20 protein-coding genes and 1 tRNA gene are annotated in these 25908 nt (G+C 71.9%); 7 read left to right on the forward strand and 14 right to left on the reverse strand.

The window, feature by feature from the left end; all coding sequences use genetic code 11:
- Nucleotides 1–29: 29 nt before the first annotated feature.
- Nucleotides 30–245: a 50S ribosomal protein L31 gene (gene rpmE / locus AC1DW8_RS09685; protein ID WP_026863931.1), complete on the reverse strand. Its 216-nt coding sequence runs from the start codon at nucleotides 243–245 to the stop codon at nucleotides 30–32.
- A 244-nt stretch (nucleotides 246–489) separates the two neighbouring features.
- On the opposite strand from rpmE, the gene AC1DW8_RS09690 reads away from it, so the two are divergent.
- A complete protein-coding gene (locus tag AC1DW8_RS09690; protein ID WP_478093616.1) occupies nucleotides 490–1473 on the forward strand; it encodes a hypothetical protein in 984 nt (327 codons plus the stop codon).
- A 50-nt stretch (nucleotides 1474–1523) separates the two neighbouring features.
- Here AC1DW8_RS09690 and AC1DW8_RS09695 read toward each other — a convergent pair whose 3' ends face one another.
- From AC1DW8_RS09695 to AC1DW8_RS09745, 11 genes are all read right to left on the reverse strand, one after another.
- The gene (locus AC1DW8_RS09695) at nucleotides 1524–3689 is read right to left on the reverse strand and encodes a sensor histidine kinase (RefSeq protein ID WP_056770517.1); all 2166 of its coding nucleotides are present in this window, start codon (nucleotides 3687–3689) and stop codon (nucleotides 1524–1526) included.
- Nucleotides 3686–5134, reverse strand: coding sequence for a glycosyltransferase family 2 protein (locus AC1DW8_RS09700; RefSeq protein ID WP_056770519.1), 1449 nt, complete (start codon nucleotides 5132–5134; stop codon nucleotides 3686–3688). Before AC1DW8_RS09700 ends, AC1DW8_RS09695 begins: the two co-directional genes overlap by 4 nt.
- Nucleotides 5131–6189 (reverse strand): HEAT repeat domain-containing protein, encoded by a 1059-nt coding sequence (locus tag AC1DW8_RS09705; RefSeq protein WP_056770522.1) that lies wholly within the window; start codon nucleotides 6187–6189, stop codon nucleotides 5131–5133. The genes AC1DW8_RS09700 and AC1DW8_RS09705 overlap by 4 nt, the downstream gene beginning before the upstream one ends.
- A gap of 13 nt (nucleotides 6190–6202) precedes the next feature.
- Nucleotides 6203–6604: a response regulator transcription factor gene (locus AC1DW8_RS09710; protein ID WP_020142958.1), complete on the reverse strand. Its 402-nt coding sequence runs from the start codon at nucleotides 6602–6604 to the stop codon at nucleotides 6203–6205.
- 118 nt (nucleotides 6605–6722) lie between these two features.
- Nucleotides 6723–8870, reverse strand: a complete 2148-nt coding sequence (rho, locus tag AC1DW8_RS09715) for a transcription termination factor Rho (RefSeq protein WP_478093750.1) — start codon at nucleotides 8868–8870, stop codon at nucleotides 6723–6725.
- 272 nt (nucleotides 8871–9142) lie between these two features.
- The gene (locus AC1DW8_RS09720; protein ID WP_478093619.1) at nucleotides 9143–10120 is read right to left on the reverse strand and encodes a homoserine kinase; all 978 of its coding nucleotides are present in this window, start codon (nucleotides 10118–10120) and stop codon (nucleotides 9143–9145) included.
- Between the two features lie 4 nt (nucleotides 10121–10124).
- Complete coding sequence (thrC, locus tag AC1DW8_RS09725; protein WP_056770530.1) at nucleotides 10125–11219, reverse strand: threonine synthase; 1095 nt, start codon at nucleotides 11217–11219, stop codon at nucleotides 10125–10127.
- Nucleotides 11219–12535 carry a homoserine dehydrogenase gene (locus tag AC1DW8_RS09730; protein WP_200959014.1) on the reverse strand — a complete coding sequence of 439 codons (1317 nt, stop codon included), beginning with the start codon at nucleotides 12533–12535 and terminating at the stop codon, nucleotides 11219–11221. The genes thrC and AC1DW8_RS09730 overlap by 1 nt, the downstream gene beginning before the upstream one ends.
- Before the next feature lie 84 nt (nucleotides 12536–12619).
- On the reverse strand, nucleotides 12620–14038 hold the full coding sequence (gene lysA, locus AC1DW8_RS09735; protein WP_056770532.1) for a diaminopimelate decarboxylase: 1419 nt from the start codon (nucleotides 14036–14038) through the stop codon (nucleotides 12620–12622).
- A 2-nt stretch (nucleotides 14039–14040) separates the two neighbouring features.
- The gene (locus AC1DW8_RS09740; RefSeq protein ID WP_478093622.1) at nucleotides 14041–14835 is read right to left on the reverse strand and encodes a DALR anticodon-binding domain-containing protein; all 795 of its coding nucleotides are present in this window, start codon (nucleotides 14833–14835) and stop codon (nucleotides 14041–14043) included.
- 201 nt (nucleotides 14836–15036) lie between these two features.
- A tRNA-Arg gene (locus AC1DW8_RS09745) sits at nucleotides 15037–15111 on the reverse strand.
- Between the two features lie 107 nt (nucleotides 15112–15218).
- On the opposite strand from AC1DW8_RS09745, the gene AC1DW8_RS09750 reads away from it, so the two are divergent.
- Both AC1DW8_RS09750 and AC1DW8_RS09755 read left to right on the forward strand, forming a co-directional pair.
- The gene (locus tag AC1DW8_RS09750) at nucleotides 15219–16046 is read left to right on the forward strand and encodes a class I SAM-dependent methyltransferase (protein ID WP_478093624.1); all 828 of its coding nucleotides are present in this window, start codon (nucleotides 15219–15221) and stop codon (nucleotides 16044–16046) included.
- A 46-nt stretch (nucleotides 16047–16092) separates the two neighbouring features.
- On the forward strand, nucleotides 16093–16842 hold the full coding sequence (locus tag AC1DW8_RS09755) for an ASCH domain-containing protein (RefSeq protein WP_478093626.1): 750 nt from the start codon (nucleotides 16093–16095) through the stop codon (nucleotides 16840–16842).
- A 28-nt stretch (nucleotides 16843–16870) separates the two neighbouring features.
- On the opposite strand, the gene AC1DW8_RS09760 is transcribed toward AC1DW8_RS09755, so the two are convergent.
- Together AC1DW8_RS09760 and AC1DW8_RS09765 are read right to left on the reverse strand one after the other, a co-directional pair.
- On the reverse strand, nucleotides 16871–17908 hold the full coding sequence (locus AC1DW8_RS09760) for a hemolysin family protein (protein WP_478093628.1): 1038 nt from the start codon (nucleotides 17906–17908) through the stop codon (nucleotides 16871–16873).
- Complete coding sequence (locus AC1DW8_RS09765; RefSeq protein WP_478093630.1) at nucleotides 17905–19311, reverse strand: hemolysin family protein; 1407 nt, start codon at nucleotides 19309–19311, stop codon at nucleotides 17905–17907. Before AC1DW8_RS09765 ends, AC1DW8_RS09760 begins: the two co-directional genes overlap by 4 nt.
- 247 nt (nucleotides 19312–19558) lie before the next feature.
- On the opposite strand from AC1DW8_RS09765, the gene AC1DW8_RS09770 reads away from it, so the two are divergent.
- The 4 genes from AC1DW8_RS09770 (at nucleotide 19559) to AC1DW8_RS09785 (ending at nucleotide 25907) form a co-directional block, all read left to right on the forward strand.
- Entirely contained in the window at nucleotides 19559–20611 is a 1053-nt protein-coding gene (locus AC1DW8_RS09770; RefSeq protein WP_478093632.1) for an ABC transporter ATP-binding protein, read from the forward strand.
- Entirely contained in the window at nucleotides 20608–21411 is an 804-nt protein-coding gene (locus tag AC1DW8_RS09775; protein ID WP_056770552.1) for an ABC transporter permease subunit, read from the forward strand. Before AC1DW8_RS09770 ends, AC1DW8_RS09775 begins: the two co-directional genes overlap by 4 nt.
- Before the next feature lie 192 nt (nucleotides 21412–21603).
- On the forward strand, nucleotides 21604–25536 hold the full coding sequence (locus tag AC1DW8_RS09780) for a multifunctional oxoglutarate decarboxylase/oxoglutarate dehydrogenase thiamine pyrophosphate-binding subunit/dihydrolipoyllysine-residue succinyltransferase subunit (protein WP_056824271.1): 3933 nt from the start codon (nucleotides 21604–21606) through the stop codon (nucleotides 25534–25536).
- A 194-nt stretch (nucleotides 25537–25730) separates the two neighbouring features.
- Nucleotides 25731–25907 carry a DUF6104 family protein gene (locus AC1DW8_RS09785; protein WP_020142973.1) on the forward strand — a complete coding sequence of 59 codons (177 nt, stop codon included), beginning with the start codon at nucleotides 25731–25733 and terminating at the stop codon, nucleotides 25905–25907.
- Nucleotide 25908 lies beyond the last annotated feature (1 nt).

Below are 25908 nucleotides of genomic sequence, written 5' to 3' on the forward strand. Positions count from 1 at the left end.
GAAGTCGTGGGAGCCGGCGTGCGGGAGACCTACTTGGCGGCCTTCTTGCCGTAACGGGCCTCGAACCGGGCCACGCGGCCACCGGTGTCGAGGATCTTCTGCTTGCCCGTGTAGAACGGGTGGCACTGCGAGCAGACGTCGGCAGAGATCTTGCCGGACGTCTCGGTGCTGCGCGTGACGAACGTGCTGCCACAGGTGCAGGTCACCGTGGTCTCGACGTACTCGGGGTGAAGGTCCTTCTTCAACGTTGTCTCCTTGAGGTAGTCGGCCGGGTCGGTGTCATCGCTGCTCACGCTGGGGAGCTGCTCTCCCGTGAACCGGTCCAAAGGAAGAGTGTGCCAGATCGGCGCACCTCCTCCCAAACGCACGAGAGGGCCGCGGCATTCCCCCTCCCGGACGCGGCGACGACGCGTCCCGGACATGCATCGATCGGGGGCGTTCGAGTGTCTTTCCTCCACGACGGGGCCGGCGGAGGACGAGGATGCGCGCATGGGTGTCAGGGGCAGGGTGGGTGGGCGCCGCGCGGCGGTCGCCGGAGCGGTCGCCGTGCTGCTCTCGACCGCGGCGTGCTCGGGCGCCGGCTGCTCGTTCGACGACTGTCCCGAGGTGTCCGCGACGGAGGCCGGGCCGGTCACCGGCGCCGACCCCTCGGGGGCCGTCCGCTGGACGACGAGGGTGCCGGACCTGCTGAGCGAGCCTCCGGTCGTCAGCAACGGCCACGTCGTCATCGTCGGCTGCCACGCCACCCACGTCGTCGACGTCACGTCCGGCTCCGTCTCGACGCCGACTGGCCTGGCCGACGTCATCGGCGTCGTCCAGGGGTATGCCGTGGGGGCCCCTGCCGACGGTGACACCGTCCTCGCCGCCGAGCGGCTCGACGGCGGCCCGGGCGGCTGGTCGTGGCAGGAGTCACCGGTGGACGGCGACGCCGACCGTGCCTACCGCGCGTCGGCCGTCGTGACCTCCACCGCGGTCGTCGGCGTCCGCGGGCAGACGCTCGTCGCCTGGTCGCCGGACTCGGGCTCGTGGGACTCGGTCGAGGTGGCGCTGCCCGTGGGCACCCGGTCCGGCCAGCGCCTCGCGGCGGCCGACGACACCCACGTCGTCGTCCCGGGCTCGGACGGCTCGGTCCTCGGGGTCGACCTCGCTGCCCGCGCGGTGACGTGGCGCGTGCTGCCCACGCGACCCGACGCTCCGACGGACGTCAGCGTTCGCCTCGCGGGCCGGGACGTCGTCGCCGTCGAGGTCTGGTACCCGCGGACGACGGCCGCGGCCGTCACCGGCGAGCCCGTCTGGGTCACCGAGCGCTGGTCGCTCGACGCGCGCACCGGCGAGACCCGCTCTCCCCGGGTGACGAGCTCCGGGACGAGGCCGCGGCCGACGACGCCGACCGGGGACGTGCTCCGCGACCCGGCGACCGGATGGACCGTCACGCAGCAGCTGCGGGGCCGCCCCCGGGGCGGCTGCTTCTGAGGATCCTCGGGACTCCCGGCGCGGCTCCCGGAGTGCCCCGCCCCCTGATGTCAGCGCCGGGCCGGGACCTTCGCCGGCTGGGCGACGGGGAGCACCACCTGCATCGTCGTGCCCTCCCCCTCGACCGACGCGATGACGAGCTCGCCGCCGTGGCCCTCGACGATGGCACGCACGATCGCGAGCCCGAGACCCGTCCCGGGGATGGCTGCGGCCGTGGCGTTGCCGGCACGGAAGAAGCGCTCGGACAGGCGCGCGAGGTCGCCGGCCGGGATGCCGATGCCGGTGTCGTGCACGGAGATGATCGTGGAGTCACCGGAGCGCTCGGCCGACAGCAGCACCTGGCCACCTTCTGGGGTGAACTTCACGGCGTTGGAGCCGAGGTTGATCAGCGCCCGCTCGACCTGTCCACGGTCGACCCGGACGACGAGGTCGTCGGGCACGTCGGTGCAGAGCAGCTGCACTCCCCCGGCGGCGGCCACCGGCTCCATCGTCTCGGTGACCGTGCGCAGGAGGTCACGGACGGCGACCTCCTCGGACACGGCCTGCAGGCCGCTGATCTCGATCTTGTTGAGGACGAGAAGGTCCTCGATGAGCCCGCGCAGCCGCGTCGCGTTGCGTCCGATGATGTCGAGGGCGACGTGCTGGCCGTCGGAGACGTCGCCGAAGTCGCCGTCGACGAGCAGCTCGAGGTAGCCGCTGATCGAGGTCAGCGGGGTGCGCAGCTCGTGGCTGACGGTCGCCATGAAGTCGGTCTTCTGGCGGTCGAGCTCGGTGAGGCGTCGCACCTGCTCGTCCTGCATCTGTGACAGGCGCAGCGCGACGATCGACTGGGCGGCGATGGCCGCACACTGCTGCGCGGCCTGGATCTCGTGGCGGTGCCAGCGGCGCGGCGCGCTCACCATCATCACCGAGAGGATGCCCAGGCCCCGGCCGCCCGTCCCGACCGGGAGCATGAGCAGGGACCGGGCCCCGGTGGCCCGGTGGAAGGCGCGGGCCCTCTCGTCGTCGTACGCCTGGTGGGCGAGGAGGTCACCGAGGTCGAAGAAGCCGACGTCGCGGCGGAGCTCGTCGTTGACGGCACCGACCTGCTGGGCGAGCGAGCGTGGGAGCGGCGGCAGGTCGGGCAGGTCGTCGGTGTGCCACTGGAGGCGGTCCTCGATCGTCTGGCCGTCCTCGCCGAGGGTGTAGAGCAGCACGCGGTCGGCGCCCAGGCCGGCGCCGAGCTTGGTCGTGACCCGCTGCAGAGCCTCGTGGACGTCGACGGCCGACCGGGCGCCCCGGCCGACGTCGAGGACGAGCTCCTGCATCTCGAGCACCGCGGCCTGCTGGTCGACGAGGCGGGCGTTGGCGCGGGTCAGGTCGTTGAAGTCGCGCGCGAGCATGCGGACCTCGAGCGCGCCCTCCTCCTGGTTGGCCATCGCGATGACGTCCTCCTCGGCCTGCCGGCGCACGACCTCACGCAGGCGAGCGAGCGGGAGGCCGACCGCGCGGTCCATCCCGAAGCCGGCCGCGATGAGCACGAGCACGACGACCGCCGCGACGGCGATGATGACGCCGGACGTGATGCCGGTCGCCTCGCGGGACTCGACGCGCGCGGCGTCGCGCTGGGAGCGGATGGCCTCCTCCAGCGAGCCGTTGGCCGACAGGAACGCGGCGTAGGCCGTCTCGACCCGGGTGCGCTGCCGCGCCTCGGGCGTGGTCGGTGCGGTGCCGGTGCTCCCCGGCGCGGGGGTGCCGGGCGTGCTGGGCGGGGGTCCCGTCGGGGCCTCGTCCGGAGGTCCGCTGGGGACGTTCTCGAGCGAGGCCTCGGCGGCGGTGAACCAGCCCTCCACGGCGGCGCGCTGCGCCGCGACGAGCGGTGCGAAGCTGGCCCGGTCGTCGGCTGCGAGCTCCTCGTGCTGCGTGCCCGCCTCGACGACGGCCAGCTCCTTCTCGACCCGGGGGCGCAACGAGAGCGGGTCGAGGGGGGCCGGGGCACCGACGACCTTCTCTCGCCAGGCCCCCTCCGCGCGGGTCATGTCGAGCAGCACGGCGCTGTTGGCCTCGCGGGCCGGCCCGAGCGCGAGCGTCAGGGCCCGCACCGAGGCTCCCTGCGAGTGGATCGTGGCCACCGAGATGATGGCTCCGATCGGCACGAGGATCACGAGGATGCCGATGAGCAGCCGGATCTGGCTGCCGACGGAGCGCCTCGAGACGACCGGCAGCCCGCCCGTCACGCGGGGTCCTCGTCGAAGCCCGTGCGGGTCATGACTCCCCAGACGTGCTTCTTCCCGCGCAGGCTCGACCACCACCCCTCGAGGCGCCACCACACGGTGGCCTGGCGGTAGCCGATGTTCTCGAGGACCGACGCCGCGATGGTCTGCCAGATGGCACGCCACCGGTCGTGCTTGTGGAAGGCCCACTCGTCGACGACCATCGCGGACAGGGTGACGAGCACGGCATACCCGTAGGCCAGCACGAGGAAGAGGATCGCGAAGGGCACGTTGACGATGCCGAGCGCCAGCGCGAGCGGCACGATGATGATCCCGAAGAGCTCGAGCAGCGGTGCGAACAGCTCGAAGAGCCAGTAGTAGGGCAGGGCGAGCCAGCCGATGCGGCCGTACTTCGGGCGGAAGAGCATCGAGCGGTAGGCCCAGAGCGTCTCCCAGAGACCGCGGTGCCACCGGCGGCGCTGGTTGCGCAGCACCTTGGCGGTGACGGGGACCTCGGTCCAGGAGACCGGCTCGGGCACGAACTCGATGGAATAGTCGCGGCCCTCGTCGCGCAGCCGCTTGTGGATGCGCATGACGAGCTCGAAGTCCTCGCCGATGCTGTTCGGGTCGAGACCACCGACCTCGACGACGACGTCGCGCCGGAAGAGACCGAAGGCCCCGCTGATGAGGATGAGCCCGCCGAGGCGCGACCACCCGGTGCGGCCGAGGAGGAAGGCCCGGAGGTACTCGACGAGCTGGATGCGCGGGATCCACGTCTGCGGCATCTCGACGCGGACGATGCGGCCCGACACGACGCGGCTGCCGTTGACCGGGCGGATGGCGCCGCCGGTCGCGACCATGCGCGTCGGGTCGTCGGCGAAGGGACGGGTGACGTGGAGCAGGCCGTCGGGCTCGAGGATGGAGTCCCCGTCGATCATGGCGACGAGCGGCTCGCTCGCGGCGTTGATGGCGACGTTGATCGCCTCCGAGCGGCCGGAGTTCTCCTTGCGGACGACGACGAGGCGGGTGCGGCCGTCGCGCGGGACGAAGATGCCGAGCACCTTGGCCCGGATCGGGATCTCGTGCGGCAGCTCGCGCGGGACCTGGACGAGGTCGAAGGCCTCCTCGAGGCGGGCGAAGGTCTCGTCGCTGCTGCCGTCGTCGACGACGACGACCTCGTGCCGCGGGTAGCGCAGCGTGAGGAACGACTTGACCGCCATGACGATGCCGGCCTCCTCGTTGTAGGCCGGGACGAGCAACGACACCCCGGGGGCCAGGCCCGCTCCCTGCCAGGTGACCGCCGTCGAACGACGACGCTGCTGGGCTCGGAACTCGAGGTAGGCCAGCACGATGAGGACGAGCAGCGAGGTGTTGATGAGGATGAAGTAGATGATGATCGGCACCGCCGTGACGTCCATGCTCCACAGGACGAAGGACCGCAGCCCCTCGACGAAGCCGTCCCAGCTCATGCAGACGCCTTCTGCAGGCTGGCCAGCAGTCGCGCGGAGCGCACGGCGGGGTCGTTCTCGTGGCCCGCGAGGGCGTCGCGACCGTCGGGACCCATCGACAGCAGGGCCGTCGCCGCGAGCTCGGCCAGGCGCGGGTCCGAGTCGTCGAGCAGGACGGCGAGCGCGGGGATCGCCTCCGCCTCACCGAGGTCACCCAGGGCGATCACGCAGGCCCGGCGCAGGGCCAGCGGCTCGGAGGGCACCGTGTGCCGCACGAGGATGCCGACGTCCTCACTCCGGCCGAGGCGGCCGATGGCCGAGGCGCTCGTCTCGCGGACCGTCAGGTCGGGGTCGGCGTCGAGCAGTCCGCGCAGCTCCGGGAGCCCACGGGTGAAGCTGCGTTCGCCACTGAGGTGGGCGGCGACCATGCGGGTGCGGGCGTCGGGGGCGGCCATCCCGTCGCGCAGCACCTCCGAGATGCCGACACCCATCGACTGCAGGGCCTCGGCCGCCGTGGCCGCAGGCAGCCCGCGCTCGGGTGCGCCGATCGCCGCGAGCACCGGGCCGGCGGCCGCGGGGTCGCCGATGAGCCCGAGCGCGTAGGCGGCGCTGTTGCGCACCTCGACGGCCTCGTCGCCGAGGGCCTCGACGAGCAGCGGGACCGTGTGCCCGGCGCGGGCCAGGCCCAGCAGCTGGGCTGCCCGCGCGCGCTTGACGGTGGAGCGGCTCGACATCTGCGCGACCGCCGCGTCGACGGCGCCGTGGACCTCGAGGACGTGGACGAGCTGCTCGGCGGGGACACCGCGGATCTTCGTCAGCATCTCGACGATGTTGCGGTCGAGGACGGTGCGAGAGACGCCGGTCGCCCACGTCAGCTGCTCTGCGGCCGCGCCGTCGTCGTCCTCACCCGAGGCCACCGTGATGAGGGGCGGCCGGAGCGGCGAGAGCAGCATCTCGTCGCGCTGGGTGCGGCTGTGTCGTCGCGCGCGGACCGCGACGACGGCGAGGATGAGCAGCACGCACGCGCCGAGGATGACGACCGTGGCTCCGACGAGCAGCGCCGCCCCGATGATCACGACGCCCTCCCCCTCATCGGGCCCGGGCGAGCATGCCGTTGACGCGATGGAGCAGCTCACGCGGGCTGAACGGCTTGATGACGTAGTCGTCGGCGCCGACCGCGAAACCGGTGTCGACGTCGGAGTCGCGCGACTTGGCGCTGAGCAGCAGCACCGGGACCGTGGAGAACTCGCTCTCGCGGATCTTGCGGAGGACGTCGATGCCGGACAGGCCGGGCATCATGACGTCGAGCACCGCCAGCTGCGGCGGGTTGGCCGCGAACGCCTCCCAGGCGCTGATGCCGTCGGGGACGGCCTCGACGGCATACCCCGCCTGGGTCAGCTTGAACTCGACGAGGTCTCGGATGTCAGCGTCGTCATCGGCCACGAGGACACGGACGGGGCTGGCATCGGGGTCGCCGGCAGGCGCAGACATGGTTCTCCATGGTGGGTTCGGGGTGATGCGTCCATTTTAGGAACATTTGACCCGAATAGCCCATGAAACGCCGAAAGGGGACGGCGCCGATGTGGCACCGTCCCCGATCTGTCGTCGGTCAGGACTCGTCGTCGAGCTTGGAGCCGCTCGTCTGCTGGACCTGGGTGAGGAACTCGTAGTTCGTCCGGGTCTTCTTGAGGCGATCGATGAGCAGCTCGATGGCCTGCTGCGCGTCGAGGCCGCCGAGGACCCGGCGCAGCTTCCACATGATCTTCAGCTCCTCGCTCGCGAGGAGGATCTCCTCGCGGCGTGTGCCCGAGCTGTTGATGTCGACGGCCGGGAAGATCCGGCGGTTGGCCAGGTCGCGGCTCAGGCGCAGCTCCATGTTGCCGGTGCCCTTGAACTCCTCGAAGATCACCTCGTCCATCTTCGAGCCGGTCTCGACGAGGGCCGTCGCCAGGATGGTGAGCGAGCCGCCGTTCTCGATGTTGCGCGCGGCGCCGAAGAACTTCTTCGGCGGGTAGAGCGCAGCCGAGTCGACACCACCGGAGAGGATCCGGCCGCTCGCCGGAGCTGCGAGGTTGTAGGCGCGACCCAGCTTGGTGATCGAGTCGAGGAGCACGACGACGTCGTGCCCGAGCTCGACGAGGCGCTTGGCCCGTTCGATGGCGAGCTCGGCGACCGTCGTGTGGTCCTCGGCCGGCCGGTCGAAGGTCGAGGAGATGACCTCGCCCTTGACGGCGCGCTGCATGTCGGTGACCTCCTCGGGGCGCTCGTCGACGAGGACGACCATGAGGTGGCACTCCGGGTTGTTCGTCGTGATCGCGTTGGCAAGGGTCTGCATGATCATCGTCTTGCCGGCCTTGGCCGGGGCGACGATGAGGCCGCGCTGGCCCTTGCCGATCGGCGCGACGAGATCGATGATCCGCGTCGTCAGCACGTTGGGCTCGGTCTCGAGGCGCAGTCGCTGCTGCGGGTAGAGCGGCGTCAGCTTGCCGAAGTCGACGCGCTTGGCGGCCTCCTCCGGCGTCTGGCCGTTGACCGTGTCGAGGCGGACGAGCGCATTGAACTTCTGGCGTCCGACGTTGCCCGAGGGCTGCTCGCCGTCGCGCAGCGCCTTGACGGCACCGGTGACCGCGTCGCCCTTGCGCAAGCCGTTCTTCTTGACCATGCCGAGCGGCACGTAGACGTCGTTCGGACCGGCGAGGTAGCCGGACGTGCGGACGAAGGCGTAGTTGTCGAGGACGTCGAGGATGCCGCCGACAGGGACGAGCACGTCGTCGTCGCCGACCTGCAGGTCGGCGTCGTTCCAGTCCTGCCCACCCTCACGGCCGCGACCGCGCTTGCGGTCCCGGCTGCGCTGACGGTTGCGGCTGCGACGGCTGCCACCCTCGTCGTCATACGGCGACTGCTGACCACGGCTCTGGTCGTTCACGTCGCCCTGCTGACGGTCCTGCTGACGGTCGGGCTGCTGACGGTCGGGCTGCTGGCGGTCCTGCTGACGGTCCTGGCGGTCCTGCTGACGCGTCTGCTGGCGGTCGGACTGCTGGCCGCGGTCGTGCTGACGGTCGCCCTGCTGGCGGTCGCCCTGCTGGCGGTCGCCCTGCTGACGCGACTGCTGGCGGTCGGACTGCTGGCGGTCGGACTGCTGGCCGCCCTGCTGACGGTCCGCCCGGTCGCCACGGCCGGCCTGCTGACGGTCGCCCTGCTGACCGCGGTCGGACTGCGGTCCGCGACCCCGGTCGCGCTGACGACCCTCGTGGTCGTCACCCTCGGACGCCTGGTGGTCGCCGGCGTCGGACCGCTCGGACGAGGTGGAGTCCTGGGCGTCGACACGCGCCGCACGGTTCTCACGGGAGCCGCGGGCACCCCGCTCGGCACGCGGGGCACGGTCCCCGGTCGGGGCCTCGTCACGGCCCTGGGCGCGATCCTCGGCGGGCGCCTGGCCGGCCGACTCGGTGGAGGTCGTGGTGGAGGTCGTGGTGGAGGACTCGGTGGAGGACTCGGCCGTCGTGGCCGAGCCCGCCGGGCGGCTGACCCGGCGCGACGCGCGGGCCGGGGCGGCCTCGGTGGCGGCCTCGGTGGGGGCCTCGGCGTCGGAGCCCGTCGATGCCGTCGACGCCGTTGAGGGCGTCGATGCAGCCGGAGCGGACGAGCCGCCCGACTGGCGCGCCTTGATCGCCTCGACGAGGTCGCTCTTGCGCATCTTCGTCGTGCCGGTGATGCCCATCGACGACGCGACGCCCTTGAGCTCGTCCAGCTTCATGGCCGACAGGCCAGAGAGCGGACGGGTGGTTGTTTCTGACACGAAGGATCCTTCCCCCTCGTTTGCGGCCCGGGACATTCCAGCGGGCCGGACTTGGACCAGGTGACCTGGCCGTCTGAGATCCACTTCGGCGCAGAACGCGCCCAGAGGCAAAGGATTTCGCCTCAGTGTGGGGGTGATGCACCGGCCTGCGGTGTCGCGGCGAGTGGTGCGGGCTCAGGATACCACCCAGGGACCCTCGCACGGGTGAGGGAGGTCACGAATGTCGCGCCTCAGCGAGCGTGCACCGTGGCCCCGTGGGCCGGCACCCTGGGCGTGAGCCGCTCCCACCGCTCGGCGAGGTGCCCGGACTGCACGTCGCCCGCGGCCTCGGTCGTCGTGAGGACGAGGACGCTCGGACCTGCCCCGGACACGACGGCCGCGTGCCCGTGCGAGCGGAGGAGGTCGACGAGCTCCATCGTGGCCGGATAGGAGGGGCGCCGGGCCTCCTGATGGAGCCAGTCGCGGGTCGCGGCGTGCAGGTGCGAAGGATCGGCTGTCAGCGCGTGCACGAGCAGGGCGGCGCGTCCGGCACCGGCGGCAGCCGCCGCGAGCGGGACCGTGGCCGGCAGCACGGCGCGGGCCGTCCGCGTCGCGAGCTGCGTCTCCGGGACGAAGACGACGACCTCGACGTCGGGGTGCGGGACGAGACGGGCCGTGACGGTCCGTTCGCCGCGGTCGAGGCCACTGCCGTCCGGCATCCAGCTCACCGTGAGGCCGCCGTGCACGCTCGCCGATGCGTTGTCGGGGTGCCCCTCGAGCTCGCTCGACAGGTGCGTCGCCAGGCCGAGGTCGACGGGCACGGTGGCACCGGGAGCCGGCCACGCGGCATACTCAGTCTCGTCGGCACCCCACGAAAGTGCCTGTGCAGCAACAACGCCCGCGACGATCGCCGTCGCCGACGAACCCAGCCCGCGGCTGTGCGGGACACCGTTGGTGGCCGCGATGTGCAACCCCGAGGGCGGCTCGGCGCCGAGGGCGCGCCACGTGTGCTGCATCGTGGCGTGCACGAGGTGCCGCCCGTCGGTGGGCACGTCGGCAGCCCCCTCGCCGATGACCTCGATGACGAGACCGGCGCGGTCGGACGTCGTGACGACGTAGTCGTCCCAGAGGCCCAGGGCCAGGCCGATGGAGTCGAAGCCGGGACCGAGGTTGGCGCTGCTCGCCGGCACCCGCACGCTGACGGAGCGGCCCGCGGGCACCCGGTTCACGCGGTCAGCCCTCGAGACCGAGGGCCTGGGCTGCCGAGAAGGCGTCGACCGAGACGCGGGTCGGCACGACCTCGCTCCCGTCGGCGGTGCGCAGCGCCCACTGGGGGTCCTTGAGCCCGTGGCCGGTCACGGTGCACACGATGCGCGCCCCGGAGGGCACGAGCCCTGCGGCGTGGCTCGCCAGCAGGCCCGCGACCGACGCGGCCGAGCCGGGCTCGACGAAGACACCCTCCTGCGACGAGAGGTAGCGATGGGCGTCGAGGATCTGCTCGTCGGTGACGGCCTCGATGCGGCCACCGGACTCGTCGCGGGCGGCGACGGCCTGTTCCCACGACGCCGGGTTGCCGATGCGGATCGCGGTCGCGATGGTCTCGGGGTGGTCGACCGGGTGGCCGAGGACGATCGGCGCGGCACCGGCAGCCTGGAAGCCCCACATCCTGGGCAGGTGGGTGGCCGGTCCCGCGGGCGCATCGGTGACGGGCTGGGCGAGGTACTCGCGGTAGCCACGCCAGTACGCCGTGATGTTGCCGGCGTTGCCGACCGGGAGGCAGTGGATGTCGGGGGCGTCGCCGAGCGCGTCGACGACCTCGAAGCTCGCGGTCTTCTGGCCCTCGATGCGCGCGGGGTTGACGGAGTTGACGAGCTCGACGGGGTAGGCCTCGGCGAGCTTGCGCGCGAGGGTCAGGCAGTCGTCGAAGTTGCCGTCGACCTGCAGCAGCGTGGCCCCGTGGGCGATCGCCTGGCTCAGCTTGCCCATCGCGATCTTGCCGTCGGGCACGAGGACGCCGCACGTCATGCCGGCCTTCGTCGCGTAGGCGGCGGCCGACGCGCTCGTGTTGCCCGTGCTCGCGCAGATGACGGCCTTGGCCCCCTTGCGGGCAGCGACGCTGATCGCCGTCGTCATGCCGCGGTCCTTGAACGAGCCGGTGGGGTTGAGGCCTTCGTACTTGAGGTGGACCTCGGCGCCGACGCGCTCGGAGAGCTTCTCGGCGTGGATGAGCGGGGTGCCGCCCTCGTGCAGCGTGACGACGGGCGCGCCCTCGAGCATGGGAAGGCGGTCGGCGTACTCGCGGATCACTCCGCGCCACTGGTGGGCCATCACGAACCTTCCACGCGCATGACGGAGTTGACGCCACGGACGACGTCGAGCGTGCGCAGGCGCTCGACCGTGGACGAGAGCGCGGCGTCGCTCGCGGTGTGCGTGACGATGATGAGGTTGGCCCTGGCCGCCTCGCCGTCGCCGGCGGGCACGAGCTGCTGGCGCACCGTCTCGATCGACACGTCGTGGTCGGCGAAGGCAGCCGCGACCTGGGCGAGGACACCCGACCGGTCCTCGACGTCGAGGCTGATGTGGTACCTCGTCTGGGCGTCGCCCATCGTCAGGACGGGCAGGTCGGCGTAGCTCGACTCCCCCGGCCCGAGGCCACCCCCGACGCGGTGGCGCGCGACGGCGACGAGGTCACCGAGGACCGCCGAGGCCGTCGGGTCGCCGCCGGCGCCCTTCCCGTAGAACATCAGCTCACCGGCGGCGTCGGCCTCGACGAAGACGGCGTTGAACGCCTCGCGGACCCCCGCCAGCGGGTGCGAGCGCGGGATCATCGCCGGGTGCACGCGGACGCTGACGCCCTTGTCGGTGTGCTCGCAGATCGCGAGGAGCTTGACGACGGAGTCCATCTCGCGCGCCGCCGCGACGTCGGCCGCCGAGACCTCGGTGATGCCCTCGCGGTAGACGTCGGTGCCCGAGACCCGGGTGTGGAAGGCGAGGGAGGCGAGGATGGCGGCCTTGGCCGCGGCGTCGAAACCCTCGACGTCGGCGGTCGGGTCGGCTTCGGCGTAGCCGAGGGCCTGGGCCTGCTCGACCGCGTCGGCGAAACCGGCCCCGGTCGTGTCCATCTTGTCGAGGACGTAGTTCGTCGTGCCGTTGACGATGCCGAGCACCTTGCGCACCTCGTCACCGGCGAGCGACTCGCGCAGGGGGCGCAGCAGCGGGATCGCCCCGGCGACGGCGGCCTCGTAGTAGAGGTCGACGCCGTGGCGGGCCGCGGCGTCATAGAGGGCCGGGCCGTCCTCGGCGAGGAGCGCCTTGTTGGCCGTGACGACCGAGGCGCCGTGCTCCATCGCGCGCAGGATGAGCGAACGAGCCGGCTCGATGCCGCCGATGACCTCGACGACGACGTCGGCCCGGGTCACGAGGTCCTCGGCGTCGGTCGTGAAGAGGCCGGCGTCGACCCCGAGGGCGGCGCGGTCCCGGCCGGCGCGACGCACGGCGATGCCGACGATCTCGAGCGGCGCGCCGACACGCGCGGCCATGTCGTCCGCGTGCTCGGTGAGCAGGCGCGCGACGGCTCCGCCCACGACGCCTGCCCCGAGCAGGGCGACGCGCAACGGCTGGGTGTCACTCACGGCGCTGTCCACGGTGCGAATCCTGCCGCCTGTCCGGGTGCTGGACGGTCATTGTTTCGCGATCCGGACATCCGTGGCGCAGGATCTGCAGATCCATCAGACGTCGAGGGCGAGCAGGTCGTCGATGGTCTCGCGCCGCACGATGACCCGGGCGACCCCTTCACGGACCGCGACGACGGGTGGGCGCGGCGTGTGGTTGTACTGGCTCGACAGGGAGCGGCAGTAGGCGCCCGTGCCGGGGACGGCGATGAGGTCACCCGCGCCGACGTCGGCCGGGAGGAACTCGTCCTTGACGACGATGTCGCCGCTCTCGCAGTGCCTGCCGACGACGCGGGCGAGCACGGGAGGTGCGGTCGAGGCCCGGCTCGCGAGCGTGCACGAGTAGTTGGCGTCGTAGAGCGCCGTGCGGACGTTGTCGCTCATGCCGCCGTCGACGGAGACGTAGACGCGCTCCGCTCCCCCGTCGAGGTCGACCGGCTTGACCGTGCCGACCTCGTAGAGCGTGAAGGTCGTGGGGCCCGCGATGGCGCGTCCCGGCTCGATCGAGATGCGCGGCACGGCGACCTCCTCGGCACGGCACTCGCGCTCGATGATCTCGGCCATGCCGGCCGCGAGGTTCTTCGGCGGCAGGGGGTCGTGCTCGGTCGTGTAGGCGATGCCGAAGCCGCCGCCGAGGTCGAGCTCGGGCAGCTCGACGCCGAGCTCGCGCGCGATGCGGGTGTGCAGCCCGACGATGCGGCGGGCCGACACCTCGAAGCCGGCGGTGTCGAAGATCTGCGAGCCGATGTGGCTGTGCAGACCGAGGAGGCGCAGCGACTCGGGCTGGTCGAGGATGCGACGGGCGGCCTCGAAGGCGTGTCCGCCGGACAGAGACAGCCCGAACTTCTGGTCCTCGTGGGCCGTCGCGATGAACTCGTGCGTGTGCGCCTCGACCCCGACCGTGACGCGGATGAGGACCGGTGCGACGACGCCGAGCTCGGCGGCGACCGCTGCGACGCGCTCGATCTCGTCGAAGGAGTCGATGACGATGCGGCTCACGCCGTAGTCGAGGGCGTCGCGGATCTCGGCGACGCTCTTGTTGTTGCCGTGCAGGCCGATCCGGTCGCCGGGGACGCCGGCCCGCTTGGCCACCGCCAGCTCGCCGCCCGTGCAGACGTCGAGGTGCAGGCCCTCGTCGTGGACCCACCGCGCCACCTCGGTGCAGAGGAAGGCCTTGCCGGCGTAGAACACGTCGGCGCCACCCGACAGCCCGTCGAACACCTCGGCGTACGTCCGCTTGAAATCCCTTGCGCGCGAACGGAAGTCGTCTTCGTCGATGATGTATGCCGGGGTGCCGAACTCGCGTGCCAACTCGGTCACGCTCATCCCACCGACCGTGAGGACGCCGTCGGCGCCCCGACCGACGGAGGTCGCCCAGAGGGACGGGACGAGGGCGTTGACGTCGACGGGGGTCTGGAGCCACGCGGGGCCGCGATAGCCCTCCGCGTGCAGCGCTCCTGCTTCGTGTGCGCGCATGACTACATCCTCTCGGGGGCTGCCGCGCCCAGGCGGGCGAGTCCATTGCGCAAGACGATGCGGACGGCGTCGGCGAGGAGCAGCCGAGCCCCGTGGACGGGCTGCGGGTGCACCCCGACGACCGTCGGTCGCACCGGGTGGTCCCAGGCGTCGGCGAGCGCCGCGAGGTCGGTCACGGCTCGACGCTGCTGGACCTCGTCGCCGACGTGGGTCGCGAGGCGCTGCGGCAGGTCCGCGAGGGCCACGAGCAGGTGGCGTTCGGCCACGTGGGTCAGCTCGCCGAGCCGGGTCGACGGACGCCGGTCGACCCCCGCGGCCTCGGCGTTGCGGATGATGCGGCAGAGCCGGGCGTGCGCGAGCTGGGCGGAGCGGACGGGGTCGTCGACGAGTCGGGAGCCGGGAGCCTCGACGAGGTCGTGCCGACGATCGCCCGCGGCGAGGGCGTAGTGGTCCTGGTCATCGATGACGAGCGGGACGATCGCCGACCTCGCGGAGTCCTCGAGGGTGAGGGCGATGAGGCCGCTGGGTGCCACCTCGACGGCCGCGACCGACTTCTGGCGGGTCAGCCCCTGGGCGAGCACGCGCGCCAGGTCCCGGGGCTCGAGGTCGATCTGCGGCGCCCACCGCTGGGCGACCGGCGTGACCCAGTCGGCGACGACGCCGGCGACGCGGGTGTCGGTGGGACGGAAGAGCGGCCCGGCGGGTGGACCGGCCTGCGCCTCGTCGGGCAGCTCCCCGGTGCGGGCCGCCTGCGCGGCGACCTCCTCGAGAAGGGCGCGCAGCTGCTCCGGCGTCATGCGGCCGAGTCTACGAGCCCGTCCTGCGGCTCCCTCGATGCCCCGGATGCCCCGGATGCCCTGGTTGCCCGAGGGCGGCCCGCGTCAGGACTCCGACGTCCTCCTCGTTCCTCGGAGGCCGCCTCCCCGAAGCTGCCGTGGGCACGGACGACACGAGGCCTTGAGACGGCGCTTCGCGCGTTCTCAAGGCCTCGTGTCGGTTGGTGCCCCCGGCAGGATTCGAACCTGCGCTCCCGCCTCCGGAGGGCGGTGCTCTATCCCCTGAGCTACGGGGGCGGCACGCACTTTCGTGCGCCCGGTGAGATTAGCAGCAGACCGCCATGGACGCGGAATGCACCCCCGCGTCGGCCACCCGGACGCCCTGCCGCTGCGACGATGGCCGGGTGACGAGCCACGAGGACATCGACTGGTCCGCTCCCGAGGTGGCCGCCCACTACGACGAGCTGCCGCTCTGGTCGGCGCCGTTCGGGCTCATGCTGCTCGACCGGGTGCCGCTGCACCGGGGGCAGAGCGTCGTCGACGTCGGCGCGGGCACCGGGTTCGTGACCGTCGAGCTCGCGCAGCGCTGCGGGCCCGAGTCCCGGGTCACGGCCGTGGACCCGTGGGCGGCGGCCATGGAGCGCCTCGCCGACAAGGTGGCCTTCCTCGGACTGACCAACGTCGACGTCGTCGTGGCCTCCGCCGAGGACCTCCCGCTGCCGGATGCGTCCGTCGACCTCGTCGTCTCCAACCTCGGCATCAACAACCTCGACGACCCACCGGCCGTGCTCCATGAGTGTGCGCGCGTGCTGCGCGCCGGGGGACGACTCGTGACGACGACGAACCTCGTCGGCCACATGGAGCAGGTGTACGCCGCCTACCGCAGCGCGCTGTCCGACCTCGGTCTCGACGACCACCGCCACGCCCTCGACGCCCAGGAGCAGCACCGCGCGACCGTCGCATCGGTCTCCGACCAGCTGACCGTGGCGGGCCTCGACGTCGTCGACGTCGCGACCGACGTCTTCCGGATGCGCTTCGCCGACGGGCGGGCACTGCTCGCCCACTGGTTCGTCCGGCTCGGCTTCGTGCCGGGCTGGCGCTCGGTCGTGCCCGATACGGAGGCCGACCGCGTGCTCGCCGACGTCGCGGCCAGGCTCGACGCCGTCGCAGGCGAGCAGGGGGCTCTCGAGCTCACCGTGCCGATGGCGTGTGTGACGGCCGTCCGTCGATAGCGCCCCGTCCGGCGTGCTCGTGCTGCCGGACGTGGCGGAGTTGCACGTGCACCCCGGAATCGCGTTCATCCGCAAGGTCGCCCGCCCCCGACCATCGCCCGCAGCACGGCGCACGAGGACGTATGCGTGGGGCTGCGCGGGCGCGCCACTGCCGGCCGGCACGTGCCACGATGAGGTCGTGCTCATCTCCAAGCCCGTCGCCGAGGCCATCCGTGCCGGCACGGTGACGCAGGCCTTCCGCCGGTGGGATGCCCCGCGGGTCAAGGTCGGCGGCCTGCAGCTCACCTCGGCCGGCCTCGTCCGCTTCGACGCCGTCAGCTGGGTGCGCGACCCGGACAAGCTCACCGAGCGCGACGCGCGCACGTCCGGCGTCAAGGACCTCGCGACCCTCCAGCGGTTCCTCGCCCCGAGGGAGCGCAAGCCCTCACCTCGAGGCGGCAAGGGCGGTGACACCGTCTACCGCATCCGGCTCAGCTGGGCCGGTGAGGACCCGCGGATCGCCTTGCGCGAGAGCCTGCCCGACGACGAGTCGCTGGGCGACATCGCGGCTCGTCTCCGACGGCTCGATGCGCGGCCGACCGGTCCGTGGACCCGCGAGATCCTCGAGTGGATCCGCGACAACCCGCACGTCGTCTCGAAGGAGCTGGCGGCCCTGCGCGGCGTCGAGCTGCTCCCGATGAAGGTCGACATCCGCAAGCTCAAGGCCCTCGGGCTGACGATCAGCCACGACGTCGGCTATGAGCTCTCACCGCGCGGGACGGCATACCTCGAGTGGCTGGAGCGGCAGCCCGGCTGAGCACGATGGGCTCGACCCCGGCGGCCGGTCAGCGCTGGGTCGTGTCGGTGACCTCGCCGACGAGCTCCTCGAGGACATCCTCGAGGAAGACGACACCGGTCACCGCGGCGTCGTCGTCGATGACGCGTGCGAGGTGCGCGCCCGTCAGCTGCATCGTGGCGAGCACGTCCTCGATGTCGTCGTCCGCGCGCACGGTGGCGAGCCGGCGGACCCGCTTGGGCGGGATCGGCTGCTCATGACGCTCGTCGTCCGCGTAGAGGATGTCCTTGAGGTGGAGGTAGCCGGCGATCTCGCCCGCGGCGTCCCGGACCGGGTAGCGGGAGAAGCCCTGCTTGGCGACGAGGCGCTCGATGTCGGCGGGCGTCGCGCCCAGCTCGACGGTCGTCAGCGACCGCACGTCGACCGCCACCTCGCGGGCGCGCTTGTCAGAGAACTCGAGCGTCTTGGCGACGAGGCCGTGACGTTCCTCCTCGATGAGGCCCTCGCGACGGGACTCCCCGACGATGTGCGCCACCTCCTCGGCGGTGAACGCCGACGTGATCTCGTCCTTGGGCTCGACCCCGAAGAGGCGCACGAGCGCCTTCGCGATCGCCTCCATGGCGTGGATGATCGGGCGCAGCGCGCTCGCGATGACGAAGAGCGCCGGCACGAGGACGAGCGCCGCCCGGTCGGGCCCCGCGATCGCGAGGTTCTTCGGGATCATCTCGCCGACGACGACGTGGAGGTAGGACACGATGAGCAGTGCGAGCGCCAGGGCCACGCCGCTCGCCCAGGCGTCGGAGAGCCCCCAGCCGTGGAAGATCGGCTCGAGCAGGTGGTGCAGCGCCGCCTCGGCCAGCGCACCGAGCCCGACCGAGCACACGGTGATGCCGAGCTGGGCGGTCGCGAGCATCGACCCGAGCCGCTCTAGCGCGAGCAGGCACGACTGGGCGCGCTTGCTGCCCGCATCGGCCAGCGGCTCGAGCGTCGAGCGTCGCACCGCCATGGCGGCGAACTCGGCGCCGACGAAGAAGGCGTTGCCGAGCAGGAGGAACACCGACACGACGTAGACCCAGGCGCCGCTCACGACCGCTCCCCCGTCTCCCGGGCAGACGGCACACGACCGGCCCGGTCCGGCAGGCCGGACGCGGCGGATGCGTCACGTGCGTCCTCGCCGTCGCCGGGCGGCAGGGACTCCGGGTCGGGCACGAAGCGCAGCCGGTCGACGCGGCGCCCCTCCATGCCGACGACGTTGATGCGCCAGCCAGGCAGCCGGACGACGTCACCGACGACGGGCACCCGGCCCAGGCTCGTCATGACGAAGCCGCCCATCGTCTCGTAGGTCGACCCGTCAGGGACGTCGGCGTCGAAGGCGTCGCGCACCTCGTCGGGGCGCCACAGTCCGGGGACGGTCCACGACCCGTCGATGAGCTCGCGGCCACCCTGCCGGCTGCGGTCGTGCTCGTCGGAGACCTCACCGACGATCTCCTCGACGACGTCCTCGAGCGTGACGATTCCCGACGTGCCGCCGTACTCGTCGACGACGACGGCCATCTGGAAGCCGCCCTCGCGCAGCTCGCGCAGGAGCGGGTCGAGGCGGATCGTCTCGGGGACGACGAGGCGGTCGGACATCAGCGCCGAGACGGGCACGTCCTTGCGCCGCTCGTGCGGCACGGCCATCGCCTTCTTGACGTGGACGACCCCGTCGATGTCGTCCCAGTCCTCGCCGAGGACCGGGAAGCGCGAGTGCCCGGTGCGCCGCGAGAGCCGCAGCACGTCGTCGGCGGACTCCTCACGGTGGATGCCGGTGCACCGCACGCGCGGCGTCATGACGTCGTCGGCCGTGCGCTCGCCGAAACCGAGCGAGCGGGTCAGCATGCGTGCGGTCGTGACGTCGAGGGTGCCGGCCTCGGCGGAGCGCTGGACGAGGCTCGCGAGCTCCTGCGGCGTGCGTGCGCCCGACAGCTCCTCCTGCGGCTCGATCCCGACCGCGCGGAGGAAGGCGTTGGCCGAGCCGTTGAGCACGATGATGAGCGGCTTGGCGACGACGGCGAAGACGCGCACGGGCAGGGCCACGACCTTGGCCGTCGCGAGCGGCGCGGAGATGCCGAGGAACTGCGGCAGCAGCTCGCCGAAGACCATCGAGAAGATCGTGGCCAGCAGGAGGGCGAGGGCGCTCGAGACGGCCTCCACCGCACCGGCGCCGAGACCGAGGGCCTCGAGGGGCCCGGCGACGAGGACCCCGATCGAGGGTTGCGCGAGGTAGCCGACGACGAGGGTCGTGATGGTGATGCCGACCTGGGCCGCCGACAGCTGCGTCGAGAGCTGCTTGAGCGACTGGAGCACGACACGGGCCCGCGAGTCACCCTCGTCGATGGCGCGCTGGACCGTGGGCCGGTCGAGGGCCACGAGGGAGAACTCGGCCGCGACGAAGAGCGCGGTGCCGGCCGTGAGCAGCACGGCGCCGAGGACGAGGAGCCACTCGGTCACGGCCGGGCCACCCGTCCGGGGGCGCCCGCGGTGACGGGAGGGGTGACCTGGCTGGTGGCGGGGGTGGCCGGACCCTGGTCGCGGAGGGAGGTCATGGTGCGCCCAACTATAGGGAGGCGCACCGGCCCGCGGCGGCGCGGACCGCTCGCTGCGACCTCCGTGTGGACCGGGTACGCGGTGTGGTTGAGTTGGGCGCATCACGGCGGGGGCCGTGGCGCCCACGTGGGCCGACGGAGGGAGCACGGTGGTGCACGGACGACCGGAGTTCACCGGGCACATCGAGGTGCGCGGTCTGACGAAGCGGTTCGGCTCCTTCACCGCCGTCGACCACCTCGACTTCGACGTCGAGCCGGGACGCGTGACCGGCTTCCTCGGGCCCAACGGCAGCGGCAAGACGACGACCCTGCGCATGCTGCTCGGCCTCGTCCGGGCCACCGACGGCACGGCGACGATCGACGGCCACCGCTACGCCGAGATCCCCAACCCGCTCACCGTCGTCGGCTCCGCCCTCGAGGCGACGAACTTCCACCCCGGCCGCACGGGGCGCAACCACCTGCGCGTGCAGGCTGCGGTCGCCGGTGTCCCCGACTCGCGCGTCGACGAGCTCCTCGAGCTCGTGGGCATCCCCGCCGCCGCCCGCAAGCGGGCCGGCGGCTACTCCATGGGCATGCGCCAGCGGCTCGGGCTCGCCGGCGCCCTGCTCGGCGACCCGCGCGTCATCATCCTCGACGAGCCGGCCAACGGCCTCGACCCCGAGGGCATCCGCTGGCTGCGCGGCTTCCTGCGCCACCTGGCCGACGAGGGTCGCACGCTGCTCATCTCGAGCCACATGCTCTCCGAGGTCGAGCAGACGGTCGACGACGTCGTCATCATCGCCAACGGCCAGCGCGTCGCCCAGGGCACCGTCGCCGAGCTGCGTGGCGAGCCCACGGCCTACGTCCGCACGTCCGACCCCGACCGCCTGTCCGAGGCGCTCCGCGGTCGCGGCCTCACGGTCACGCCGAGCGGGCGGGGCCTGCGCGTCACCACCGAGGACCTCGCCGTGGTCGGTGACGTGGCGCACGCCAGCGACGTCGCGATCCACGAGCTGCGCAGCGAGCAGACGCACCTCGAGGAGCTCTTCTTCAACCTCACCGAGAACGACGCGCACCGCAACCGCAACCTGGGGCTCGACACGCCCGCAGCGGGCAGCGTGCCCGCCGACCTCCCGCCGCCGAGCGGACCCCCGATCGACCCCGCCCTGCTCACCGAGCCCACGCCGGTGGCAGGTCAGGCCGACCGCGAAGGAGACCTGCGATGACCGCGGCGGTGCGGGCCGAGCTCCGCAAGCTCTTCACGACGCGCCTCTGGTGGGGCATGGCCATCGCCGTGTTCGTCAGCGGCGCCGCCTTCGCCGTCCTCTTCGCGTTCGTGTTCACGAGCGACGCCCTGCGCGGCCCTCAGGCCGCGGCGGCTCCCACCACCGACGTCGCCATCGCCAAGGCCGTCTTCACGGGCGGCCTGCAGGTCGGCTACCTCCTGACGCTGTCGATCGGCGTGCTCACGATCGGCTCGGAGTACCGCCACCAGACCATCACCGCGACCTTCCTGGCGATCCCCCGGCGCGGTCGCGTCATGGCGGCCAAGGTCATCTCGCTGCTCGCGATCGGCGTGCTCTACGGCCTGCTCTCGCTCGCGGGCGCCGTCGGCGCGGGCACCCTCGTGCTGACGTCCAAGGGTGTCGCCCCCTTCGCCGACCCGGCGATCTGGCGCACCCTCGCGCTCTCCCTGCTCGTCCTCGGCCTGTGGGCCCTCATCGGCCTCGGCGCCGGCATCCTCATCCCCAACCAGGTCGCCGCGCTGCTCATCTCCGTCGCCGTGGCGTGGATCGTCGAGCCGGTGCTCGGGCTCGTGCTCGCCCTGACCGACTGGGGCAAGAGCATCTCCCCCTACCTACCGAGCCGCGCCACGAGCGCGATGCTCGAGTCGACGAGCGGCGGCTTCGACGGTCAGCCGGTCGCCCAGCTCTCCTGGTGGGCGGGCGCGCTCGTGCTCATGGCGTATGCCGCCGTGATGGCCGGTCTCGGCACGTGGCGGACGCTGCGCGCCGACATCAGCTGACGCGGGCTTCCATCGGGCACGGGCGATACTCGAGAGCGTCCCCGAGGGCCAGCCCTGTGGACGTGAGGAACGCCTCGTCGATGGTCGGGCTCGACATCCGAGCCCCCGTCCGGTATCAGAGCATTCGGGTCTAGGCTTGACCCCTGTATAGGCAACGACGCACCCGAGCCAAACGAAAGAGGCGCATTCGCCGTGTCCGATCAGTCCACGTCCGGTGACCCGATTGCAGCATTCGGGCCGAACGAATGGCTCGTCGACGAGCTCTACCAGCAGTTCCTGACCGACAAGACGTCGGTCGACAAGGCCTGGTGGGGGTTCTTCGAGGACTACCGGCCGGGTGAGGCCGACGCGAGCGCGGCCCCGGGCCGCACGGCGACCGCGACCAAGCCGCAGACGAGCACGCCGGCCAACGGCTCGGCCACCGGGTCCACCAACGGGTCGTCCAACGGTGCCCCCGCGAAGACCTCGACGGCCCCGGCGCAGAGCCCCGCCCCGGCGCCGGCCGCGACGACCCGGCCGAAGGTGGCGCCCGCGCCACCAGCCAGGACCCCCGCCGCACCGGCGGCCAAGGCGGAGCCGAAGACCGAGTCGAAGACCGAGCCCAAGACCGAGCCCAAGACCGAGCCCAAGGCGGCACCCAAGGACGAGTCCGCCGCCGAGGCCCCCAAGCCGCGCGACATCCCCGCGGTCAAGGGCACCGGCCCGGTCAACGACGACCGGGTGACCCCGCTGCGCGGCGCGTCCTCCCGCGTCGTGGCCAACATGGAGGTCTCGCTCACCGTCCCGACCGCGACGAGCGTGCGCGCCGTCCCGGCCAAGCTGCTCATCGACAACCGGGTCGTCATCAACAACCACCTGGCCCGCTCGCGCGGCGGCAAGGTGAGCTTCACGCACCTCATCGGCTACGCCATGGTCAAGGCCCTGGCGCTCATGCCCGAGATGAACAACGGCTTCACCGAGAAGGACGGCAAGCCCGCCCTCGTCGTGCCGGCCCACGTCAACTTCGGCCTGGCCATCGACCTCCAGAAGGACGACGGCAGCCGCACGCTCGTCGTGCCCTCGATCAAGTCGGCCGAGGAGATGGACTTCGTCCACTTCTGGACCGCCTACGAGGACGTCGTCCGCAAGGCCCGCGCCAACAAGCTGACCGTCGAGGACTTCCAGGGCACGACGATCTCGCTCACCAACCCGGGCGGCATCGGCACCGTGCACTCGGTCCCGCGCCTCATGAAGGGCCAGGGCGCCATCATCGGCGTCGGCGCCCTCGACTACCCCGCCGAGTGGCAGGGCGCGAGCACCGAGACGCTCAACCGCAACGCCGTGAGCAAGATCCTCACGCTGACCTCGACGTACGACCACCGGATCATCCAGGGCGCCCAGTCCGGCGACTACCTGCGGATCATGCACCAGCTGCTCCTCGGCGACAACCGCTTCTACGACGAGATCTTCGAGTCGCTGCGCATCCCCTACGAGCCGATCCGCTGGATCCAGGACGTCGACTCCTCGCACGACGACGACATCAACAAGGTCGCCCGCGTCCAGGAGCTCATCCACGCCTACCGCGTGCGCGGCCACCTCATGGCCGACACCGACCCGCTCGAGTACAAACAGCGCCGCCACCACGACCTCGACGTCACGACGCACGGCCTGAGCCTGTGGGACCTCGACCGCACCTTCGCGACGGGCGGCTTCGGCGGCTACCCGTTCCTCAAGCTGCGCAAGATCCTCGGCATCCTGCGTGACTCGTACTGCCGCACCGTCGGCATCGAGTACATGCACATCCAGGACCCCGAGCAGCGCAAGTGGATCCAGAACAAGGTCGAGCGACCCTACGAGAAGGCCAACCGCGACGAGCAGATGCGGATCATGCGCCGGCTCAACGCCGCCGAGGCCTTCGAGACCTTCCTCCAGACGAAGTTCGTCGGGCAGAAGCGCTTCTCGCTCGAGGGCGGCGAGTCCGTCATCGCGCTCCTCGACCGCATCCTGTGCCGCGCCGCGAGCGAGAACCTCGACGAGGTCTGCATCGGCATGCCGCACCGTGGCCGCCTCAACGTGCTGGCCAACATCGCCGGCAAGTCCTACGGCCAGATCTTCCGCGAGTTCGAGGGCACCCAGGACCCCAAGTCGGTCCAGGGCTCGGGCGACGTGAAGTACCACCTCGGCACCGAGGGCGAGTTCGTCTCCGAGGACGGCAGCAAGACGAAGGTCTACCTCGCCGCCAACCCGAGCCACCTCGAGGCCGTCAACCCGGTGCTCGAGGGCATCGTCCGGGCCAAGCAGGACCGGCTCAACCTCGCGGGCGAGTCCTTCACCGTCCTGCCCGTGCTCATGCACGGCGACGCGGCGTTCGCCGGGCAGGGCGTCGTGGCCGAGACGCTCAACCTCTCGCAGCTGCGCGGCTACCGCACGGGCGGCACGATCCACGTCGTCATCAACAACCAGGTCGGGTTCACGACCTCGCCGAGCAGCTCGCGCTCGTCGGTCTACTCGACCGACGTCGCCCGCATGATCCAGGCGCCGATCTTCCACGTGAACGGCGACGACCCCGAGGCCTGCGTGCGCGTGGCGGAGCTGGCCTACGAGTTCCGCCAGGAGTTCAACAAGGACGTCGTCATCGACATGGTGTGCTACCGCCGACGCGGTCACAACGAGGGCGACGACCCGTCGATGACCCAGCCGCTCATGTACAACCTCATCGAGGCCAAGCGCTCGGTCCGCAAGCTCTACACCGAGTCGCTCATCGGTCGCGGCGACATCAGCGTCGAGGACGCCGAGGCCGCGCTGCGCGACTACCAGCAGCAGCTCGAGCGCGTCTTCGTCGAGACCCGTGAGGCGAAGAAGGCCCAGGCCGCCACGCCGCCCCAGCCGAACGACCGCGACTCCGACGCCCCCGACAACGCCGGCCTCGAGCGCCCCACGGCGCAGGTCCAGGACGACGAGGCCCCGGTGCGCTCCGCGACCGAGACCGGGGTCGAGGCGAGCGAGCTCGTCCACATCGGAGAGACCTTCGCGAGCCCGCCCGAGGGCTTCACGATCCACCCGAAGCTCAAGCAGCTCATGGACAAGCGTGCCCAGATGGTCCACGAGGGTGGCATCGACTGGCCGATGGCCGAGCTGCTCGCCTTCGGCACGCTCCTCAAGGAGGGCACCCCGATCCGGCTCGCCGGTCAGGACAGCCGCCGCGGCACGTTCGTGCAGCGCCACGCGGTGCTCATCGACAAGAACAACGCGGAGGAGTGGACGCCGCTGCTCTACCTCGGCGAGGGGCAGGCCCGCTTCTGGGTCTACGACTCGCTGCTGTCCGAGTACGCCGCGATGGGCTTCGAGTACGGCTACTCCGTCGAGCGTCCCGACGCTCTCGTGCTGTGGGAGGCGCAGTTCGGCGACTTCGGCAACGGCGCGCAGACGATCGTCGACGAGTTCATCTCCAGCTCCGAGCAGAAGTGGGGCCAGCGCAGCTCGGTCGTGCTGCTCCTGCCGCACGGCTACGAGGGGCAGGGTCCCGACCACAGCTCGGCGCGCATCGAGCGCTACCTGCAGCTCTGCGCCGAGAACAACATGACGGTCGCCTACCCGTCGACGGCGGCGAGCTACTTCCACCTGCTGCGCCGGCAGGCCTACGCCCGTCCGCGCACGCCGCTCGTCGTCTTCACCCCGAAGTCGATGCTGCGCAGCAAGGCGGCGGCCAGCTCTGTCGAGGCCTTCACGCAAGGCGGTTTCCAGCCGGTCCTGGCCGACCACGAGGGCGTCACCCAGGACGTCACGCGGGTGCTCTTCGCCAGCGGCAAGATCGTCCACGAGCTCGATGCCGAGCGCGAGAAGCGCGGCGACACCTCGACGGCCGTCATCCGCGTCGAGCAGCTCTACCCCATCCCCGAGAAGGAGATGATCGACGCCGCCTCGAAGTACCCCGGCGCCGAGCTCGTGTGGGTGCAGGACGAGCCGCGCAACCAGGGTGCCTGGCCGCTCATGGCCCAGTGGCTGCACGAGGACCTCTGCGACCTCGGCGAGACCCGTCCGTGGCGCGTCGTGGCCCGCAAGGCCGCGGCCTCCCCGGCCACCGGCTCGTCGAAGAAGCACGCGGCCGAGCAGGCCGAGCTCATGGAGCGCGCGTTCGGGCGCTGAGCCCGCACCCGCCCGCACCCGCCCGCCGGGCACACCGAGCACCCGAGGGGCCCCGCCACGACGGCGGGGTCCCTCGCTGCGTCCCCGGCGTGACGGCATACGCAGGCGGTCGTCTCCCGTCGGCACGCAGGCGATGTGCCCGGTCCTCGGCCCGCCTCCGCCGGCCCCACCCCGGCACGCGATAACCTCCCCACGTGTACTTCACCGACAGGGGCATCGAGGAGCTGGCGGCGCGCCGCGGCGAGGACGAGGTCACCATCGAGTGGCTCGCCGAGCAGCTGCGGACGTTCGTCGACCTCAACCCCGAGTTCGAGGTGCCGGTCGAGCGACTCGCGACATGGCTCGCCCGGCTGGACGACGACGAGGACTGAG

This window comes from Terrabacter sp. P2_E3, from assembly GCF_056403915.1.

What these genes read in the sequence shown, in the direction of transcription:
- AC1DW8_RS09690 (WP_478093616.1), top strand. Translation starts at nt 490, where the DNA reads ATGGGTGTCAGGGGCAGGGTGGGTGGGCGCCGCGCGGCGGTCGCCGGA.
- AC1DW8_RS09700 (WP_056770519.1), bottom strand. Translation starts at nt 5,134, where the DNA reads ATGAGCTGGGACGGCTTCGTCGAGGGGCTGCGGTCCTTCGTCCTGTGG.
- AC1DW8_RS09710 (WP_020142958.1), bottom strand. Translation starts at nt 6,604, where the DNA reads ATGTCTGCGCCTGCCGGCGACCCCGATGCCAGCCCCGTCCGTGTCCTC.
- rho (WP_478093750.1), bottom strand. Translation starts at nt 8,870, where the DNA reads ATGAAGCTGGACGAGCTCAAGGGCGTCGCGTCGTCGATGGGCATCACC.
- thrC (WP_056770530.1), bottom strand. Translation starts at nt 11,219, where the DNA reads ATGGCCCACCAGTGGCGCGGAGTGATCCGCGAGTACGCCGACCGCCTT.
- lysA (WP_056770532.1), bottom strand. Translation starts at nt 14,038, where the DNA reads ATGCGCGCACACGAAGCAGGAGCGCTGCACGCGGAGGGCTATCGCGGC.
- AC1DW8_RS09740 (WP_478093622.1), bottom strand. Translation starts at nt 14,835, where the DNA reads ATGACGCCGGAGCAGCTGCGCGCCCTTCTCGAGGAGGTCGCCGCGCAG.
- AC1DW8_RS09775 (WP_056770552.1), top strand. Translation starts at nt 20,608, where the DNA reads ATGACCGCGGCGGTGCGGGCCGAGCTCCGCAAGCTCTTCACGACGCGC.